Here is a 16,406-nt window from a genome sequence, read left to right on the forward strand (position 1 = left end):
CTTCTATCGCCTAGATAGCCAGGCGCAGACCCGTTCCCGCAGCACTCGCCGACCGGTTCCTCATCCAGCCGTCGAGTTCCTCAATTTCCTGCGCCGACATCCGCAGCCCCGATTTGGTTCTTCGCCAAACCACGTCCTCGGCTGTGCGCGCAAACTCGAAGTCGATAAGATAGCAGACCTCGGCCTCCGACAGGCTGCAGCCGAAAATTCGGCCAAGGTCGGCTTCCACGCGTGCGTTTCCCAAAATGACGCGAGCCCGCGTACCATAATGGCGTACAAGCCGCCGTGCCTCGCGCGGGTCGAGAAACGGGTAGTCCTCACGCAGGCGCCAGGCGAGCTGCTCGGCGCCGTCGATCGGGAAATCGCCGCCTGACAGTGCCTTGGTCGCCGTCCAGCCGGCATGACGTGCGACATCCGGAAACAATCCAGCCAGACGACTGAGGGCATCCTCGGCGAGGCAGCGGTAAGTCGTGATCTTGCCGCCGAAAACCGTGAGCAGCGGCGCGGTCCCTGCCGGCACATCGAGCGAAAGCACGTAATCGCGCGTCGTGGACTTCGCGTCGACAGAACCATCGTCGTAAAGCGCGCGCACCCCGGAATAGGACCAGACGACTGCATCGGTGGTGACCGGCTCGCGGAAATAGCCGGACGCGGCGCTGCATAGATAATCGATCTCGGCCGCCGAGGCGCGCACCTCATCTGCCGGACCCGCCTGATCGACATCGGTCGTGCCTATGAGGGTGAAGTCGTCCTCATAAGGGATTGCGAAGACGATGCGGCCGTCCGGCTGCTGGAAGATGTAGCAGCGATCGTGGTCGTAGATCTTCGGAACCACGATATGCGAGCCGCGCACAAGCCGCAGCTTGCCGTCAGCCAGGACGCCGGCACGCTCGATCACGTCACCAGCCCATGGACCCGCCGCATTCACTAGGCTGCGCGCGCGGATGGTCCGCCGTTCACCGGTCTCGACATCTTCCACGACGACGATCCACAGCCCGCGTTCACGCCGCGCCGCCAGGCAGCGTGTGCGCGGGTTGATCGACGCGCCCTTGCTCTCCGCGTCAGCCGCATTGAGAACGACCAATCGGTTGTCCTGTACCCAGCAGTCCGAATACTCGAAACCAATCGAGGATCGATGGCGCAGCGGCTCGCCAGAAATATCGCTGCGCAACCGCAGCGTCTTCGTAGGCGGCAGCCGCTTGCGCCCGCCGAGATTGTCGTAGATGAACAGGCCGAGCCGCAGCAGCCAGGCTGGACGCAGACCCTTGCGATGGGGAAGCACGAACCGCATCGGCCAGATGATGTGCGGTGCGATTCCCCACAAAGTCTCGCGCTCGGTCAGCGCATGCCGAACAAGTTTGAAATCATAGTGCTCCAGATAGCGGAGACCACCATGGATGAGTTTGGTGGAGGCCGAGGACGTGGCTCCTCCGATGTCGCCCATCTCGCACAGATAGACTGAGAGCCCGCGACCTGCGGCGTCGCGTGCAATGCCGCAGCCGTTCACGCCACCGCCGATGATCGCGATGTCATAGACTGCGTTCATGCTGCCACCGATCGTGACTGGCGCCTTGCAGGATCGTGTTGGCGACTTCCACGAAGCCCTCGCCACCAGGTCCGCGGGACACGAAGGCGGGCAAGGCATCGATCGCGTCGCGAAATGCCAGCACGTTGGAGACACCGCAGGCATTCGGGAAGAAGCCGAACATGGGGGCGTCATTGGGGCTGTCGCCGACGAAGACGGCAAGGTCGCGATCTCGGTCGATATCGAACCCGAGAATGTCCGCCGCAAAGCGCCGCGCGGTCGACAGCTTGTCGTAGGCGCCGAACCACCCGTTGACATGGATGGAAGATATCTTGGCGACGGCGCCTTCCGCTTCGAACATCGCCTGGATGCGGCCAGCCGCCTCGAGAGGCAGCGGCGGCACGTCTTCGCAGAAATCGATCGCCAGATCGGCCTCGCGGTAAAGCTGGTCGGAGGCGATGGCGCAGCCTGGCACCGCGCTCAGGATGCGTTCTCCGAGCGCTGCAAGCCGAGCGCGGTCGACCGCCCTTTGCTGAGTTTCGACGGCGAAAACACGACGCATGCGCCGCGCGGATCGATCATAGGCGAAGTAGAAGGCGCCATTCTCCCCGACGACCCCGTCGATAGGCCACATCCGGGCAATCATGTCGCACCAGCCCGCCGGACGGCCGGTGATCGGCGCGACCGCGATGCCTGCTGCCGAGAGTGCCTCGAGAGCGGCATAGGCCGAAGCGGGAAGCACGCCATCGTGGGTCAGTGTGTCGTCAATATCGCAGAACACAACCGCGATCCTGGCAGCAACCTCGACGGGCATGTCTGCGAGCGGACGCATTCTCTTAGAGCTCCCCGGCCGCGAAATCTTCGAGGAGGCCACTGTCGGCGGCGAGGTCAAGGAAGGAGTAACGGTTGCGCATCTCGCGACAATGGACCACCGCCTCGCGGTAGAAGTCGACGGGAAGTCCGAGATCGGCTGCCGTCAGCGGACCGCCTGCGGCAGTGAGAAGGCGGACCATTTCGGCAACCGGCAGCGTGAAGGCCAGGAGTTCCTGCCGCAACTCTGGCCACAGAGTGACGAGCGTCTCGTTCAGCGCCTCGGCACCGGCTGCGTCGAGGAGCTTTGGAGCAATCTCGGCATAGCACTGCGCGGCCGCCTCAGTGCCCATGCGTCGCGCCATGTCCTGCGGATCGATGCGCGTTGGGCGGACAAGCGGCGGCGTTTCGCTGGCAAGCATGGTCTGCTGCAGCCGCGCCATGGTGAGCGTGGCGACGCCAACCTGCTGACCATGCAGGGTGCCTGGATGCCGCTTTCCGGCGAAACAATCGATGTAGTGCGACACCTGATGCTCGCCCATCGAACCATGGTTCGACATGCCGGTGAACGAGACCCCAAGCCCACATAGCGTCAGCACGCGGTACAGATAGCCGTGAGCGGCCAGGTCGCCTTTTGGCAGGAGTGCGGCGCGAGCGTTGAGCTCGGCTTCGTCCTTGTCCTGGATGAGAAATGGCAGCGTGGCATAGAGCGTCAAAAAAAGGCGATGCGAAAGCCACCAGTCCACCTGCGCGACGGAGCGCACCAGGCAGTCTGCGAAACCGGCGGCGGCGAGGTGCTTGGGAGCGGCGGCAGACACGCCAAGATCCGCAAAGAAGCCTGCCGGGGCGTGCGAGGGCAGGGAAACCTTCAGCCCGCTCTCGAGCGTCATCGAGGCGGTGGTCGAGGTATAGCCGTTCATGGACGCAGCGGTGCCGAAGACGCAGTAGCGCCGGCCATCGAGGCCGGTGACGTATTTGCAAAGATCGTTGATGGTTCCCGAGCCCACGGCAACGACGGCCCCGACGCCCCTCAGATCGTCTGCGAGGCGCGTCGCCGTGGCGATGTCGGCATGTGGATTGTCGAGGATCAGCGTATCGACGGAACCGAGCGCCTTGAGCGCCTTTGCGATCCGCCCGCCCATGGCGTCATAGGTCGCTGCGTCGGCAACCACTTTGAAACTGGTGCCAAGCTTGAGTGCCCGAACGAGGTCCGCCTCGCGGCCTTCGAGGCTATCGGCGATCACGACGGACTCGTATGGAACCGTCTTGATCAAGCCGGTCTCGGGATTGACCCAACGACCGGCGACGATCTCACCGATGAGCTCCGACCAGTCGATGCCGGAGGGCGGCGATGATGAAGCGAAGGGCGCTGCCATGTTCATGAGAATGCCTTAGAGATCCTGCCACGACAAAAGATATCGAGATGTGGCATATGTCAAGACACTTGCCAGTCACAATTGACATAAGTCCAATTATATTCGATGAACTTGCCATGAAGCGCGAAGCGATCCCGACCAGTTCCCGTCTCGCGACCCTCGCCCCGGCGGCGGTAATCCCGACCGAATTCGACGATGCGATCGTCTGGGCGGCCTGGCTCTACTATGCCGACGAGATGACCCAGAGCGAGATCGCAAAGATGCTTGGCGTCTCACGCGCGACGATCGTCAACTACCTCCAGGAAGCACGCGCGCGTGGCATCGTGACAGTTAGGATCAGCAGCGAGGCGGGCGGGCGGACGTTGCTGGCGCGTCGCCTCAAGGAGCGGTTCGGTTTGGAAGGGGCGTTTGTCATCCCGACGGGCGACGATGCCGCGCTAGTGAAGCGACTCGGCGATGCCGGGGGCAGAGTGTTGGCCGAAATGATCAGGCCTGGCGATACGATCGGCGTGGCCTGGGGGCAAACGGTTCTTGCAGTAGCCGATTCGGTTTCGCTTCCCGCCGCGCTGGAGGGCTTGACGGTCGTTCAGGTCTCTGGAAGTTCGACGGGCAGCCCGGATTTCTCGCCAGAACTGTGCACGTCGCTTCTGTCGCGGCGGATCGCGGCGCGGTGCGTGAACTTGCTCGCGCCAGCGGTTCTGTCGACGCCTTCGCTCAAGCGACAGCTTCTCGCCGAGCCCGTGCTCCTGAAGCAGTTCGAACTGATCCACTCGGCCAATCTCATCCTGTTCGGCGTCGGCGACATCGGGCCGCGCAGCACGGTGCGGGCCTCCAATATCGCGACACAAACGGAGATGGACGCCTATGTCGCGCGCGGCGCCACTGCCGTCATCATCGGCAGGTTCATCGACCGCGACGGCAAGCCGATGTCCGGCGAGCTGGACGATCGAATGGTCGGCATCGAGTTGGAGGAACTAGCCCAAGTGCCGATTAAAGTGTGCGTCGCGGGCGGGAAATCCAAATTGCCTGCCATTCTTGCCGCTTTGAAGGGCGGCTATGTGACCCATTTCATAACCGATGCCGCGACCGCCGAGGCGCTTACGGCCTGACAATCTGAAGCCCTGGAGGAGGAGACCATGGCGAAAGACACCCGATACGTCGTCGGAATCGACTCGTCGACGCAGTCCGTCAAGGCCATCGCATGGACGCGCGACGGCATGCCCGCGGCCGAGGGCCGCGCGCCGCTCGACATCAGCCTGCCCCGGCCTCTGCATGCCGAGCAGGACGCCGACCAATGGTGGGTGGCCACCCGTACCGCGCTGAAGGCCGTGACGGCTGCCATCGACCCGGCCAGCATCGACGGCGTCGCAATCTCGAACCAGCGCGAGACCATGGTTCTCGTCGACGAGCAAAACCGTCCGCTCGCCCCGGCAACGCTGTGGCTCGACCGGCGCGCGCAGGCGATGACGCAGGAACTCAGCGACGTGTTCGGCGCCGAGACGCTGCACGGCATTTCAGGCAAGCCGGTTGGCGTCATCCCCTGCCTCTACAGGCTCGCTCATATGCGCAGGCATACGCCTGAACTTCTGGACAAGGCGCATCTCATTCTCGACGTCAACGGCTTCCTGCTTCGGCATCTTACCGGAACCTCGCACGCGACCTGGACGAGCGCGGATCCATTCGGCATTTTCGATATCCGCGAGAAATCATGGTCGCGCCCGCTGCTCGATCACCTCAAAATCCGGAAGAACCAACTCCCCGACGTTCTCGCGCCGGGTCGGCAGGCCGGCACGATCCACGCTTCGGCCGCGGCCGAGACGGGTTTGAGAGAAGGGACACCGATTTTCGCGGCTGGCGGCGACGGCCATTGCGCATCGCTCGGCGTGAACGCGGTGCGGCCCGGCATCGTTTATCTCAATCTCGGCACGGCGGTGGTCAGCGGCGTTTGGGCGGCTCAGCCGGAACTCAGCCGTTTCTGGCGAACCCTGATTTCGCCGACAGGCGAAGGCTACCTCCTGGAATCGTGCCAGCGCTCCGGCGCCTTCTTCCTCAACTGGTTCATCGACAATTTCGCCGGGGGCCGTAGCGATCAAAGGGTTTTTGCGAAACTTGACGAGGCGGCGGCTTCGATCCCGGTCGGTTCGGATGGCGTCTCGGTATGCTCCTATCTTGTCGGCTGCATGGACCCGCACTGGGATGAAGACGCGCGAGCGACTTTCACCGGCATGGCGCCCGAACATACGACCGCTCATCTCTATCGCGCCTGCCTGGAAGCCATTACGCTCGAATTCGCGCGCTCGCTTGTCGCGGTGCGCGACAAGCGCTTGGCCACGGAGCGGATTCTGGCGATCGGCGGCGGAGCCAGCAATCCTGTCTGGCTCAAGATGATTGCCGACTCGACGTCGATTCCGGTGACCCTCAGCCTCTCTAACGAAGCATCCGCCCTTGGCGCGGGCATCTACGCGGCGGTCGGGGCAGGATGGTATCAGAGCCTGCAGACCGCGGCAGAGGGTATGACACGCACCGCCGGCGAGATCGAGCCTGATCTCTCCACGGCAAGCGCGTGGGCAGCGCTTTCAGCGCGGCAGGCGCGGGTCTATGCTGCGAACCGAATGCTCGTCTGACGATCGCGGTGCGACAACAGAGATTTTGAATGGAGTGAGGTCATGCTAGCCCTGGTTCTCGAAAAGCAGCACGAACTGAGCCTGCGGGAGATTGACCTGCCGCTCGATGTCGGGCCGACCGACGTCAAGATCAGGATCGACACTGTCGGCGTATGCGGCAGCGACGTGCATTACTATACGCACGGCCGGATCGGCCCTTTCGTCGTCAACGCACCGATGGTGCTCGGCCATGAGGCGGCAGGCACGGTGATCGAGGTGGGCGGCGAGGTAACGGCGCTCAGGTTAGGCGATCGCGTCTGCATGGAGCCGGGTATTCCCGATCTCTCGTCGCGGGCATCCAAACTCGGACTCTACAACATCGACCCGACCGTGGTGTTCTGGGCCACCCCGCCGGTCCACGGCGTTCTCACCCCTGAAGTCGTCCATCCCGCCGCCTTCACCTACAAGCTGGCCGACAATGTCTCGTTCGCGGAGGCAGCTATGGTCGAGCCTTTCGCGGTCGGGCTGCAGGCGGCTGTGAAGGCAAAGATCCAGCCCGGCGATGTGGCTGTCGTCACGGGCGCCGGGCCAATCGGCATCATGGCGGCGCTGGCGATGCTCGCCGGTGGTTGCTCCCGCGTTATAGTTTCCGACATCGTCGACGAGAAGCTCGCCATTGCCGCGCGCTATCCAGGCGTTTCGACGGTCAACGTTCGGAATGCGCGACTGGGAGACGCCATCGCCAAGGCAACGGACGGGTGGGGCGCGGACGTGGTGGTCGAGGCAAGCGGTGCACCGAAGGCCTATGGTGGCATTCACGACCTGATCCGGCCGGGTGGCTGTCTGGTGCTGGTCGGCATGCCGGTCACCCCGGTTGCCATCGATGTATCATCGTTTCAAACGAAGGAAATTCGCATCGAGACAGTGTTTCGATATGCTAATGTCTTCGATCGGGCGCTGGCCATGATCGCTTCCGGAAAAGTGGACCTCAAGCCGCTGATCAGCGCGACGTTCCCGTTCGAACAGAGCATTGCCGCATTCGAGCGCGCTGCGGAAGGACGGCCCGGAGACGTGAAGCTGCAGATCAATCTGTGACGATAGGCCGCTGAACTGGCAATGGCTTTCCATGACCGTTGGATCTGCCGACCCGTCGCGGAATACACCCCCTTGGCAGTGATCGAGGTACCTCCGCCATCAGAAAGACGTCGGCATTCTTGTCGGCTTCGCGAACAATCTCTAGGATCGATGACAGCTGATCGCCGAGGATCACGCGTAACACTGAGCTCGACACTGATGCCCGCCTTTCCGTCTGGTAAGCGATAGGGCTGCCGCCGCACATCCCATCATCAAAAGTTGGGGCTTTAGGTCTGGCGTTCAAGAGGGCGGAACAATAGCTCCAACGCGCTCCGGTGGAACAGCAGCATCAGGGTAGGTCACGAAACGCCGACCTACGTAGAAATTGCTGCACAGTACTCTCAACCTCGCAAGCCGCAGCGCAGAACGAAACGCCACTGGTTGCGCCTACCTTATCTCCCTGCCGCTCGGATGATTGCGCCTTCACTATCTTCGATCGCAAGCCCGAGCATGTGGAAAGGGCGCCTTCAGTGCCCCCTTTCCGTTTCGGAAATCGTCGGAAGCTTGCGCTCGGCTCAGAGTAGCCAGTATCAGGTGCTTAATTCACCGCTTACCCTCTCTGGGGAACATTTATTCGGTTTTCCGGCGAATTGCTCTATTCCTATATCCAGTCATATTTACATCTATATTTGACTTCTCCGTTTGTTCATGCTATGTTCTATTGTGACTTAATAAAAAGCAATGGAGATTGAGATGGAGAAATTTGCCGTTATTCTTGACGGTAGCGTTGAAGGCAGACCGCGTGCGTGCACGTTCGCGGGGGATGCGATTGGCGCAGCTCTTACTGTCGCACATGCGCAAGGTGTCGCCGTGGTAGTCCCGTCGAACGACGAGCTTGTCGCCCTGGCAAAGGAGATACCGGCCGGTCGAGTGTCCCCGGCCGGCAAGGTCGTATGTGTGTTTGTAAAACACGATGTCTACGAAAAGTTCGCGGCTTTGATCGGCACCGAGCACGAGCTGCGACCAGCCGATGCCGGCAGCGCCGCCGACCAGCCTCCCGTCACGGCACCGGCGCAACAGCTGGATCTTTGGTCTAGTATTGTCGTCGGCTCGACTGTGCTTGCCACGGTCGGCCGCGAGGACGGCTGGTGGGAGGCCGTTGTCCTTGCCGCCGATCCCTCGAGCGACCGCTTGACGTTGTCGTGGCGTGATTGGCCGAACCTGCCGTCGTTTAGTACATCGCGTCGCCGCGTAGCGCTTGCTGCACAGAGCGCTTGAACTTCAGGATGCCTTCGGCGGGAACGTGCCCGCCGAAGGCACATTTATTCCGCCAAAAGCGATTGCGCAATCTCAAGTTGCATTTAAACTCATAATATGTTATAATGGTTGTGTCAACTGGTTGAGCTTTGTCGAAGATAGCCGGCCGTTTAACCGCCACCAAACACAAAAGGAATTCAAAATGCGAGGTCAGCCAGCAAAGTTGCTGCGGCCGTCGGAACTGCGCGCGCTTCTAAGCTGGAGCAAGCGAAGCCGGCTGCCGCTAAGAAACCGTGTGATTGTACTTTTGAGTTTTCGTGCGGGCCTTCGCGCCTGTGAAATCGCTGCCCTAGATTGGTCGATGGTCTCGACAGCGAATGGCAAAATCGCGCCATTAATCGAGTTGCCTGGTTGGGCGGCGAAGAAGGGGAGCGGTCGACGCATTCCGATGCACCCCGAAATCAGCCAAGCGCTAAAGCAACTCGTTCGCGGTGCCGACCTGACCGGGCCAGTCATCATATCGGAACGCAGAGACAGAATGAGTGCCAAAACCATCGTCAATTGGTTTGCTCGTGTCTATGGCGATCTAAGCCTCGACGGCTGCTCATCACATTCGGGTCGCCGGACATTTATCACCCATGCTGCTCGAATGATCCATAAGGCCGGCGGCTCGTTGCGCGACGTTCAGCAGTTGGCCGGCCACAAGTCGCTGAATACCACCCAATCCTACATCGACGGCGACGCTACCGCCCAACGCAAGCTGATGCGTCTCCTCTAACCCCTACTGAAAATCCAACGACCGTCACCTCGGCAGCAATCGCTGCCGGGTCCCCTGCGCTCGTGCTCAAAAAAGGAAAGCCTCATGACCAAGAAAGACAACGGAATGTCACCGGCTGATATCGAAATGATCCGAGGAATGCTCGATGAAAACCTAGGCAAAATCCGTCAACTCAACGACGACCTTAGGATCCGACGTCTCGGCGGAACAATTGTCATTACCGCTGGTATCGCCGGCCTCGGCGCATCGGCCGTAACAAAGGCCATCGCCGCAATCGCCGCCTTCGATGCTTTCACGCCTGAGAACGATCCCAACGGCGAGCATGACTGTGCCATCATGACCGTCGATGGCGTCAAAATCATCTGGAAAATCGACTATTACGACCTGAAACGGCAGTTTCTTTCACCCGATGCCGCCGACCGAAACGTCACCTCTCGCGTCATGACCGTCATGCGCGCCGATGAATATTGAGAGGCGCATGACGATGGTGAAAACAATTGATGACGCCCGAGCGATGATGACAGCGCTGGTCTCCCTGCCAGCCCAGTCAAAACATCATGGCAATGATCCATTGGCCCTCGGCCAATCCTCAGATGCGTCAGCGGCAATTGCCAATTCCGATACGTCGTTTCTGTACCGATCACTGATTGACGGTTTTAGCTACCAGGGAATTCGTGACTCACACGCTCGCGCCTATATCGAAAAACACGGCAACGCCGAATGGTACGGCGTCACCGCTGCGCTCAGCAGGGAGGGACGTTCCAGCGAGGAGGAACTCTGCCCGAAGCTGACCGACTTTGATAGCTATCGCGGTTGCCGTTATCGCAAGGCAACTCAGACCTGCGCTAATCCCGACAGCCTGGCCAAGTGCCCTGTGCCGAGGCTGGCATTGAGAAAAGGCGTCCTCAACGAGCAAGCTTTCTCGCTCTATCTGTTCATCCGCGACGTCTGCCGTGGCGATCTGGTTGCCTTCATCGACCGATTGCTTGATGTGACCAACACCGGCGAAGACCCGGTCTCCGCCGGGCGCGAAGAGCTTCTGGCGGCTTTCACGCAAGTCGTTGGCGTCTCACGCAAGCTTGCCGGCATGATGCTCTCACAAATCCTCCTCAACGCTGGTCCTGATCGCGAACGATGGCACGCCGTCGGCGCATCAGTCGTCGTCGTCGATTCGCTGGTGCATAACTTTCTGCACCGGACTGGCATCCATGCTGCCTATCAAGCTGATCATCTCTATGGGCAACGCTGCTACAGCGCTGTCGGCTGTGAGTTTATCTTGCGCGACCTCGCAGCAAAAATGGCTGACGAGCCGACACTCTCCAGCTCGCCACGAGCGCTGCAGCATGCGGTCTGGCGTTTCTGCGCCGCTGACGAACTATCCGTCTGCAATGGGAACAACATTCGTGACACTCTCCCCTGCGAACTCCATTGGTGCCCGCTCAGACACCACTGTAAGCGACTTGCCCTCCGACCCGCGAAGCCTGCGAGGGAGGAGGCCTGATGTCACATCACGCACCGCTGCCCTTTCGCCAAGGCGAACTTGATGGCCTCTGCGGCATTTCCGCCGTCATCAACGCAATCCGACTCGCGCTCGGCGTGCGTGCCAACCTTCTCCGGCGACCCGTTTGGCAGGATCTTTTTGTCGCACTGCTGGAATCGGTTGATCTGTCAGTAGGGGCGGCCCACGCCGCGTCGAACGGTATTGATACACAGCCTATAAGATATTTGCTGAAGGCCGCGATCTTGCATCTGGCGACCGAACACGACCTGACCATCCGAGCAAAACCCATGCTGTGTAGAGATGAACGGCCCTGTTTTGAAGAGCTCTTGCGTCGTATCGGCGATTGGGTTCGACAACCGGGTCAGGCCGTATTGTTATCGGTCTTCGGCTCGCTCAACCATTGGACGGTCGTGCGCCGTGTCAGCCACCGCTCACTCATCCTTTTCGATAGTAGCGGCTATACGCGGATCTCGCTCGATGCATGCTCTATGGCCTACGAGCGGCCAAGGCCCAAAGGACGACAGCACATCGTCCCACACGACGCCATTTTTTGCGTCGCTGCCACTCCTAGTCGCGTGGCGGCTGAACCAACTCAATGTGGCTAACCCCCAACGCTTGAGAGAGAGCGTACAGCGTCTCAACCGTAGGGTTCCGCTGGCCTCGCTCCAATCCGCTTACGTATTGCTGACTGAGGTTGGCACGTTCTGCGACGGCCTCCTGCGTCAACCCTGACTGAGCACGAAGGCGCGCAAAGTTTCGGCCTACGAGCTTGCGCATGTCCATCAGCGAGCAATCGCCGAATTCCTCGCGCGAGTTTATCAACTATAGTATGTAACGTAAAACTGGAGAAACGAGATGACATATCGATCTACCGGACGAAACGAGGAATCAAACGCGGCTGGTGCGTCCATTGGCGGCAAGTGTCTGAGCTACGAGGCTACCACGAGACGGCTTCAGGAGCCGCCAACAGCCAATTTTTCCATAGGTCAGGGCGACACTGGTGCAAGGGCACGCGATCAAATCGGCTTCCGTCGAAGCGGTTTGGCATGGCTCGGCGCGATCACTGCAGCCTTTCTAATAACCGGCACATCTTCGTCAAACGCGGCTCAAGGTGTGGACGCTCAAAAATTGCCACCTTATAACGATATGCGGGAACTCTTTTACGAGCACGCATTGCTCCTATCCAACCCGCTGACTGCTGGAGAAGCGGAAGAGAAGCTGAGGCAGCGCGGGGTGTCTCAAATGACGGCCTTTGTTGCTGGTTTCACCGAGGAGTCATCATCCTGGCTTGTCCAACTTGCCGCCGAGGTTGGACCAGCCGTTACGCCCGGAAAAGGATTCTTCTGTCGTGTGTCCATCGATGACGCAGAAAGCATGGCGCGTCTGCGGCTGGTATCGGCTATTCGACCTGGAATCGTCATCTCAGGTGAGTTGGCAGAATATAACGTCGATCTCCCGAATGGAGTGATGTCTATCGTGCTTGACCCGTGCCAGATTGTTGATCTCCCTCCCCAGTAAACCAGGTGATCGCTGGGCTTTTGATAAACAGCGCCAGTGAGAGCGCCGGGTCGGAGCTGCTCTGTGTAAGCTTGGATCGAAATGGCCTGCTGCGCCACTCTATCGGCACCCAAACCTGCGAGCTTCCAGTGCCAATGACGAGAAGATAAGGCACGACTTTGGCGCTGATTGATCGCCGAGCGTGCTTAGTTCGCCGCCGTTGCGGCAGCCGTATTTTTGTCGGGTCGATCGGCCGAAGTCCGATTTCCGAACGGCCGATTTGAGGCCGCAAGCGGACTGGCAGCTTTTCAGCAGCGGAGGTCCCAATCGGTGCAACCTGAAGGTAACTAACGAGGCAGGGAAGGATGCCGTACGCCTGTACTCCGGTCCCCAACCAAACCTACTTCATTGGCAGTCCCGCTACTACCAGGTCGGCCACCTGTCGATCAATCACTGCAGGATTGATATGGAACGTCATATCGCGCCACCGCGTGGCCTTAAGCCACGGCTGCATGGCAAGCGCCTTGAGGACTTCACTGCGTGCGTCGTCGATTTTTCCAAGATGGACATCGTCGATGGCACGTAGCAGCGGAACAGTGATCAGGAAATCTGACACCCTCGTAATCAGGGCCGCAGATTCGGCGTACTTTTCGATGTCCGTCAAGGCATTCGCCTTCATCATCATATAATAATCGGCGAAGTTTGGATCGTTCCTGAGCCCGTATTCTGCTCGCTCAATCGCCTTGTCTGTCAAGCCGCTGAAGCGGGCTGCTGATGAAAGGTCGCCGATGAGAAACGCGTCTCCCGGCGAAAGCGCAATCACCTCGTCGGCCCTGCGCAGAGAAAGATCGAAGTTGCCCTCATGAGCGCTGACGTAGACGTTTGACCATAAGCAGCTTTTTCTTGCGTCAGGTCCGAGGTTGGCCCGCGGAAGAACCTTTGCCTCCAGTTCGGACGCCATGCGCCAATGTTCGTCAGGCTTCTCGTCAAAGGCCAGGTTGGCCGCCAAGAGGTGATCCCAAGCCAGTCCGCACGACAACAGCGACGAGTCGGGAAACTTGGCCAGGCCCTCAAGAATTATGTCCGTCGCCTTCACCAGGCTCTCGGGCGTGAACTGCCCGAAGAAGAAATTGGATCGAAGGAAGAAGTCGTACTCTTCGAGATCCGGTGTGTCCTTTTCCCAGACCTTCTTGTATTCGCTGTCGTACATTTTTCCGCGCTGGCCACCGAGCGTGCCAATGATGTGTTCGATCACCTCGTCCTGAATCACAAGGGGATTGCTTCCAGAGCGATCGAACTTTTCCGCCCAGAGATTTTCGCCTGTGCGCGCGTTGATCAGCTGCGCCGTGATGCGCACCCGGTCCGTCTCCTTCCAGATGCCGCCTTCGATCACGTAGGCCGCGTTCAACTCTTGGCCAATCTGGCGGACATCGGTTGGCTTATCCTTGTAGACAAAGGTAGAGCTACGCGAGAGCACCTTAAGTTCGGTGACGCCTGCCAGCATCGAGATTAAATTGTCTGTCATGCCGTCGCTGAAGTACTCCAGCTTCGGGTCGCCGCTCATGTTCTTGAACGGCAAAACCGCCACGGTCGGGATGCCGCCTTGGCCCATCTCGCGCTTTGTTCCATAGAACTGCCACCACGCCAGGACCGCCGTGACTGTTAAAACCAGCACCAGGAAGCTCGCCACGACTGGCAGCCGCGACCGGCTGCGGCTTGCGCGCCTGGGCTTGGCCTTGCCGCCAATCGTGACACGGTATGCCTCCACCGGCTCCGCGATGTTCTTGACCTTCTGCAGACCCATCGACTGAAAGCCGAAAGCCAGCTTCTTCTCAACCTCGCGCGCGACCTTTGCAGACACCCAGATGCCGCCAGGTTCGGCAAGTTGTTCTAGTCGCGCCGCGATATTTACGCCCTCGCCAAACCGATCGTCACCCTCGACAATCACCTCGCCAAGATTGACGCCGATGCGCACCTCCACGCGCTGGTCTTTCGGCAACGCGGCGTTTCGCTCGGCCAGCCCACGTTGCAACGAAACGGCGCATTCCATCGCCTCTACGACCGAGGAAAACTCCGCCAGCAGGCCGTCGCCCATCAGCTTGAAGATAGTGCCATGATGACGCGCTACTGTCGGCTCGAAAAGTTCCTTATGACCGGCGCGCACCCGTTCATGCGTACCCGCCTCGTCGCGCTCCATCATGGCAGAATATCCGACCACGTCAGCAGCAAGGATGGCGGCGAGTTTGCGTTCCATTTCGGAGCACTCTGTCGGCAGCCAACCTCGGAGTCGAGGTGGCAAACCCTCCCGGGCTCCCGATCAGTTTCGCCTATCAGAACGTTACCCGCAAGCGGCTGCCGGTCGACGTCCCGCGAGGTTGTGCATATGAGGGAAGGATAACTCACACTATGCCAAGTTAGAACGGCATGCTTGAGTACGATTTTGCCCCTGTCACGCTTTAAGACGGAGTGCCTCGACAAGGAGAGCGAAGGCTGCAGTGTGCTTGGCGTCGGCTGGCGTAACAGAGGTGATAGCCTGGGAAGGGTTGGCACCAGTCTTCCAGTACCCGGATAAGGCCGCTCGACAGCCGGATTTCGGTCTCGATCAGATCATCGCGGCATTACACGTTTGAAAGCCAGGTTGCTCCGTTCATCGCAGACGGACGTTCTGAGCATCGATATTCCAGCGAAACTATGGGGTGTGATTCAGTCCGCCACCGGCCCGCCGGCACCATCTTCGGCGCCTGGCGGCAGTTGGCCGGGCAGTCCGCCGTGCTGACGGCTGTCGTGACCGCCGTAAAGTGCTTCGGCAGCGCCACACTGGTGTGCGGCGACGATGTCGCTCTCACTCGTCGGTTTCGGCTGGACAGGACCCTTGTCGAAGCCGCTCGGCTGCACGGTGCGGAGATCGCGCAATCCATCCCCAAGGACGCAACTCACGTGGTCGCAATTGGGCAAGCCGACGCCGAAGAGGTGTTTGTCCGATGCTGGTGGAATGGTTGGATGTCTGGCGTCCTACCGGCCTTTGATGATGAGCCAATCGGTAATTCGGACAACCCACTCGCTGGCATTTTTGCTGGCGCACTTGCCGTGCGAGAGGTCTTTGCCAAGGCCATTGGTCGGCGCCGTAGCATTGCGCGGCGTGCGACTATATCGCTCTGGAACCCCTGGCGGCTGAACGGCGATCAGAACCCGCCAACAACGCTCTCGCTGCCGGACAAGCTGTGGTTTGTCGGTCTGGGTCACCTGGGCCAAGGTTTCCTGTGGAGTCTCGGTTTCCTGCCTGTTGCTGGTTGTCATGCGGTCCTGCAGGACGATCAGGTCGTCGGCAAGGAAAACGTCGCAACCGGGCTACTGACCAGTTCCCTCGACTTCGAGACCGAGAATCACAAGACCCGCGTGGCGGCCCGCTGGCTCGAAGCCGTGGGGTGGAAAACATCAATTCTTGAACGCCGCAACTTCGGCGATCTGCGGCTGACAAGTGAGGATCCGGTTATCATGCTGATGGGACTCGATGAACCGGCCGCTCGGATCGCAATCGCCAAAGGCTGCCACGACTTCGTGCTCGACGCCGGAGTCGGGTACGGCGCAATCGACTTCGAAATTGCCCAGATCCGCGTGATCCCGCGGGGCGTCGACCCAGAAACACTTTGGTCGCGCCCCGCTGCTCCCAAGAACGTCGACGCTGTGCTGGATAAGCCCGCCTACCGCGAGCATGCCCGCAAGCACGGCAATTGTGGCACATACAGCCTTGCTGAAGCCAGCGTAGCAGTGCCTTTTGTCGGCGCCGCGATAGGAGCGTTGACGATCGCACAGCTGTTGCGCCTTGCGGCCTTGCGTCCCACCAACCAGATCAGCCAGGTCGAGCTCGGCACGGTCGAGGCCGCGAGCGCTGGCGTCTTCAATCCGGTGCCTGGCACGGGGCTGGGCGGCTTCGAGTTCTCCTTCGCGTAGCTTTGCCTTGTCCTTTGCCGGCAATTCTTGCTGA

The 16,406-nt window shown here is 60.3% G+C and carries 15 protein-coding genes and 1 pseudogene; 10 read left to right on the forward strand and 6 right to left on the reverse strand.

From position 1 onward, the window contains the following. Positions 1-10 precede the first annotated feature (10 nt). Genes glpD through NKI15_RS01140 form a run of 3 tightly spaced genes read right to left on the reverse strand, consistent with a single transcriptional unit; the run spans position 11 to position 3,717 of the window. Complete coding sequence (gene glpD / locus NKI15_RS01130; RefSeq protein WP_352514449.1) at positions 11-1,546, reverse strand: glycerol-3-phosphate dehydrogenase; 1,536 nt, start codon at positions 1,544-1,546, stop codon at positions 11-13. Next, on the reverse strand, positions 1,530-2,357 hold the full coding sequence (locus tag NKI15_RS01135; RefSeq protein WP_023832298.1) for an HAD-IIB family hydrolase: 828 nt from the start codon (positions 2,355-2,357) through the stop codon (positions 1,530-1,532). Before NKI15_RS01135 ends, glpD begins: the two co-directional genes overlap by 17 nt. Before the next feature lie 4 nt (positions 2,358-2,361). After that, positions 2,362-3,717, reverse strand: coding sequence for an iron-containing alcohol dehydrogenase (locus tag NKI15_RS01140; protein WP_352514341.1), 1,356 nt, complete (start codon positions 3,715-3,717; stop codon positions 2,362-2,364). A 110-nt stretch (positions 3,718-3,827) separates the two neighbouring features. Here NKI15_RS01140 and NKI15_RS01145 point away from each other — a divergent pair, with 110 nt between their 5' ends. From NKI15_RS01145 to NKI15_RS01180, 8 genes are all read left to right on the forward strand, one after another. Then, the gene (locus tag NKI15_RS01145; RefSeq protein WP_050589940.1) at positions 3,828-4,820 is read left to right on the forward strand and encodes a sugar-binding transcriptional regulator; all 993 of its coding nucleotides are present in this window, start codon (positions 3,828-3,830) and stop codon (positions 4,818-4,820) included. Between the two features lie 27 nt (positions 4,821-4,847). After that, entirely contained in the window at positions 4,848-6,335 is a 1,488-nt protein-coding gene (locus NKI15_RS01150; protein ID WP_352514343.1) for a xylulokinase, read from the forward strand. Positions 6,336-6,377: 42 nt separating this feature from the next. Beyond that, a complete protein-coding gene (locus NKI15_RS01155; RefSeq protein WP_352514344.1) occupies positions 6,378-7,409 on the forward strand; it encodes an NAD(P)-dependent alcohol dehydrogenase in 1,032 nt (343 codons plus the stop codon). Between the two features lie 732 nt (positions 7,410-8,141). Next, positions 8,142-8,666: a hypothetical protein gene (locus tag NKI15_RS01160; protein WP_352514345.1), complete on the forward strand. Its 525-nt coding sequence runs from the start codon at positions 8,142-8,144 to the stop codon at positions 8,664-8,666. After that, positions 8,647-9,423 carry a tyrosine-type recombinase/integrase gene (locus NKI15_RS01165; RefSeq protein ID WP_352514346.1) on the forward strand — a complete coding sequence of 259 codons (777 nt, stop codon included), beginning with the start codon at positions 8,647-8,649 and terminating at the stop codon, positions 9,421-9,423. Before NKI15_RS01160 ends, NKI15_RS01165 begins: the two co-directional genes overlap by 20 nt. Before the next feature lie 84 nt (positions 9,424-9,507). Then, complete coding sequence (locus NKI15_RS01170) at positions 9,508-9,894, forward strand: DUF3768 domain-containing protein (RefSeq protein ID WP_352514347.1); 387 nt, start codon at positions 9,508-9,510, stop codon at positions 9,892-9,894. A gap of 7 nt (positions 9,895-9,901) precedes the next feature. Next, positions 9,902-10,924, forward strand: a complete 1,023-nt coding sequence (locus tag NKI15_RS01175; RefSeq protein WP_352514348.1) for a hypothetical protein — start codon at positions 9,902-9,904, stop codon at positions 10,922-10,924. Further along, positions 10,924-11,529 carry a hypothetical protein gene (locus NKI15_RS01180; RefSeq protein WP_352514349.1) on the forward strand — a complete coding sequence of 202 codons (606 nt, stop codon included), beginning with the start codon at positions 10,924-10,926 and terminating at the stop codon, positions 11,527-11,529. The genes NKI15_RS01175 and NKI15_RS01180 overlap by 1 nt, the downstream gene beginning before the upstream one ends. On the opposite strand, the gene NKI15_RS01185 is transcribed toward NKI15_RS01180, so the two are convergent. Next, positions 11,492-11,707: a helix-turn-helix domain-containing protein gene (locus NKI15_RS01185; RefSeq protein ID WP_352514350.1), complete on the reverse strand. Its 216-nt coding sequence runs from the start codon at positions 11,705-11,707 to the stop codon at positions 11,492-11,494. The genes NKI15_RS01180 and NKI15_RS01185 overlap by 38 nt on opposite strands. Before the next feature lie 72 nt (positions 11,708-11,779). Between NKI15_RS01185 and NKI15_RS01190 the strand changes: the two genes are divergently transcribed. After that, on the forward strand, positions 11,780-12,442 hold the full coding sequence (locus NKI15_RS01190; protein WP_352514351.1) for a hypothetical protein: 663 nt from the start codon (positions 11,780-11,782) through the stop codon (positions 12,440-12,442). A 379-nt stretch (positions 12,443-12,821) separates the two neighbouring features. Here NKI15_RS01190 and NKI15_RS01195 read toward each other — a convergent pair whose 3' ends face one another. After that, positions 12,822-14,675 carry an adenylate/guanylate cyclase domain-containing protein gene (locus NKI15_RS01195; RefSeq protein WP_352514352.1) on the reverse strand — a complete coding sequence of 618 codons (1,854 nt, stop codon included), beginning with the start codon at positions 14,673-14,675 and terminating at the stop codon, positions 12,822-12,824. 195 nt (positions 14,676-14,870) lie between these two features. Next, a pseudogene (locus tag NKI15_RS01200) lies at positions 14,871-14,994 on the reverse strand (LysR family transcriptional regulator); the annotation flags it as partial. A gap of 118 nt (positions 14,995-15,112) precedes the next feature. Here NKI15_RS01200 and NKI15_RS01210 point away from each other — a divergent pair. Then, positions 15,113-16,372, forward strand: coding sequence for a BilD N-terminal domain-containing protein (locus NKI15_RS01210; RefSeq protein ID WP_502898661.1), 1,260 nt, complete (start codon positions 15,113-15,115; stop codon positions 16,370-16,372). Positions 16,373-16,406 lie beyond the last annotated feature (34 nt).

The sequence above is a fragment of the Mesorhizobium sp. M0862 genome (assembly GCF_040319795.1).
GTDB lineage: Bacteria > Pseudomonadota > Alphaproteobacteria > Rhizobiales > Rhizobiaceae > Mesorhizobium.

Excerpts from the sequence above, each read along its gene's own strand:
- NKI15_RS01185 (WP_352514350.1), bottom strand. The coding sequence starts at position 11,707 with ATGGACATGCGCAAGCTCGTAGGCCGAAACTTTGCGCGCCTTCGTGCT.
- NKI15_RS01140 (WP_352514341.1), bottom strand. The coding sequence starts at position 3,717 with ATGAACATGGCAGCGCCCTTCGCTTCATCATCGCCGCCCTCCGGCATC.
- NKI15_RS01145 (WP_050589940.1), top strand. The coding sequence starts at position 3,828 with ATGAAGCGCGAAGCGATCCCGACCAGTTCCCGTCTCGCGACCCTCGCC.
- NKI15_RS01190 (WP_352514351.1), top strand. The coding sequence starts at position 11,780 with ATGACATATCGATCTACCGGACGAAACGAGGAATCAAACGCGGCTGGT.
- NKI15_RS01210 (WP_502898661.1), top strand. The coding sequence starts at position 15,113 with ATGGGGTGTGATTCAGTCCGCCACCGGCCCGCCGGCACCATCTTCGGC.
- glpD (WP_352514449.1), bottom strand. The coding sequence starts at position 1,546 with ATGAACGCAGTCTATGACATCGCGATCATCGGCGGTGGCGTGAACGGC.
- NKI15_RS01150 (WP_352514343.1), top strand. The coding sequence starts at position 4,848 with ATGGCGAAAGACACCCGATACGTCGTCGGAATCGACTCGTCGACGCAG.
- NKI15_RS01135 (WP_023832298.1), bottom strand. The coding sequence starts at position 2,357 with ATGCGTCCGCTCGCAGACATGCCCGTCGAGGTTGCTGCCAGGATCGCG.
- NKI15_RS01195 (WP_352514352.1), bottom strand. The coding sequence starts at position 14,675 with ATGGAACGCAAACTCGCCGCCATCCTTGCTGCTGACGTGGTCGGATAT.
- NKI15_RS01160 (WP_352514345.1), top strand. The coding sequence starts at position 8,142 with ATGGAGAAATTTGCCGTTATTCTTGACGGTAGCGTTGAAGGCAGACCG.
- NKI15_RS01170 (WP_352514347.1), top strand. The coding sequence starts at position 9,508 with ATGACCAAGAAAGACAACGGAATGTCACCGGCTGATATCGAAATGATC.
- NKI15_RS01180 (WP_352514349.1), top strand. The coding sequence starts at position 10,924 with ATGTCACATCACGCACCGCTGCCCTTTCGCCAAGGCGAACTTGATGGC.
- NKI15_RS01155 (WP_352514344.1), top strand. The coding sequence starts at position 6,378 with ATGCTAGCCCTGGTTCTCGAAAAGCAGCACGAACTGAGCCTGCGGGAG.
- NKI15_RS01175 (WP_352514348.1), top strand. The coding sequence starts at position 9,902 with ATGACGATGGTGAAAACAATTGATGACGCCCGAGCGATGATGACAGCG.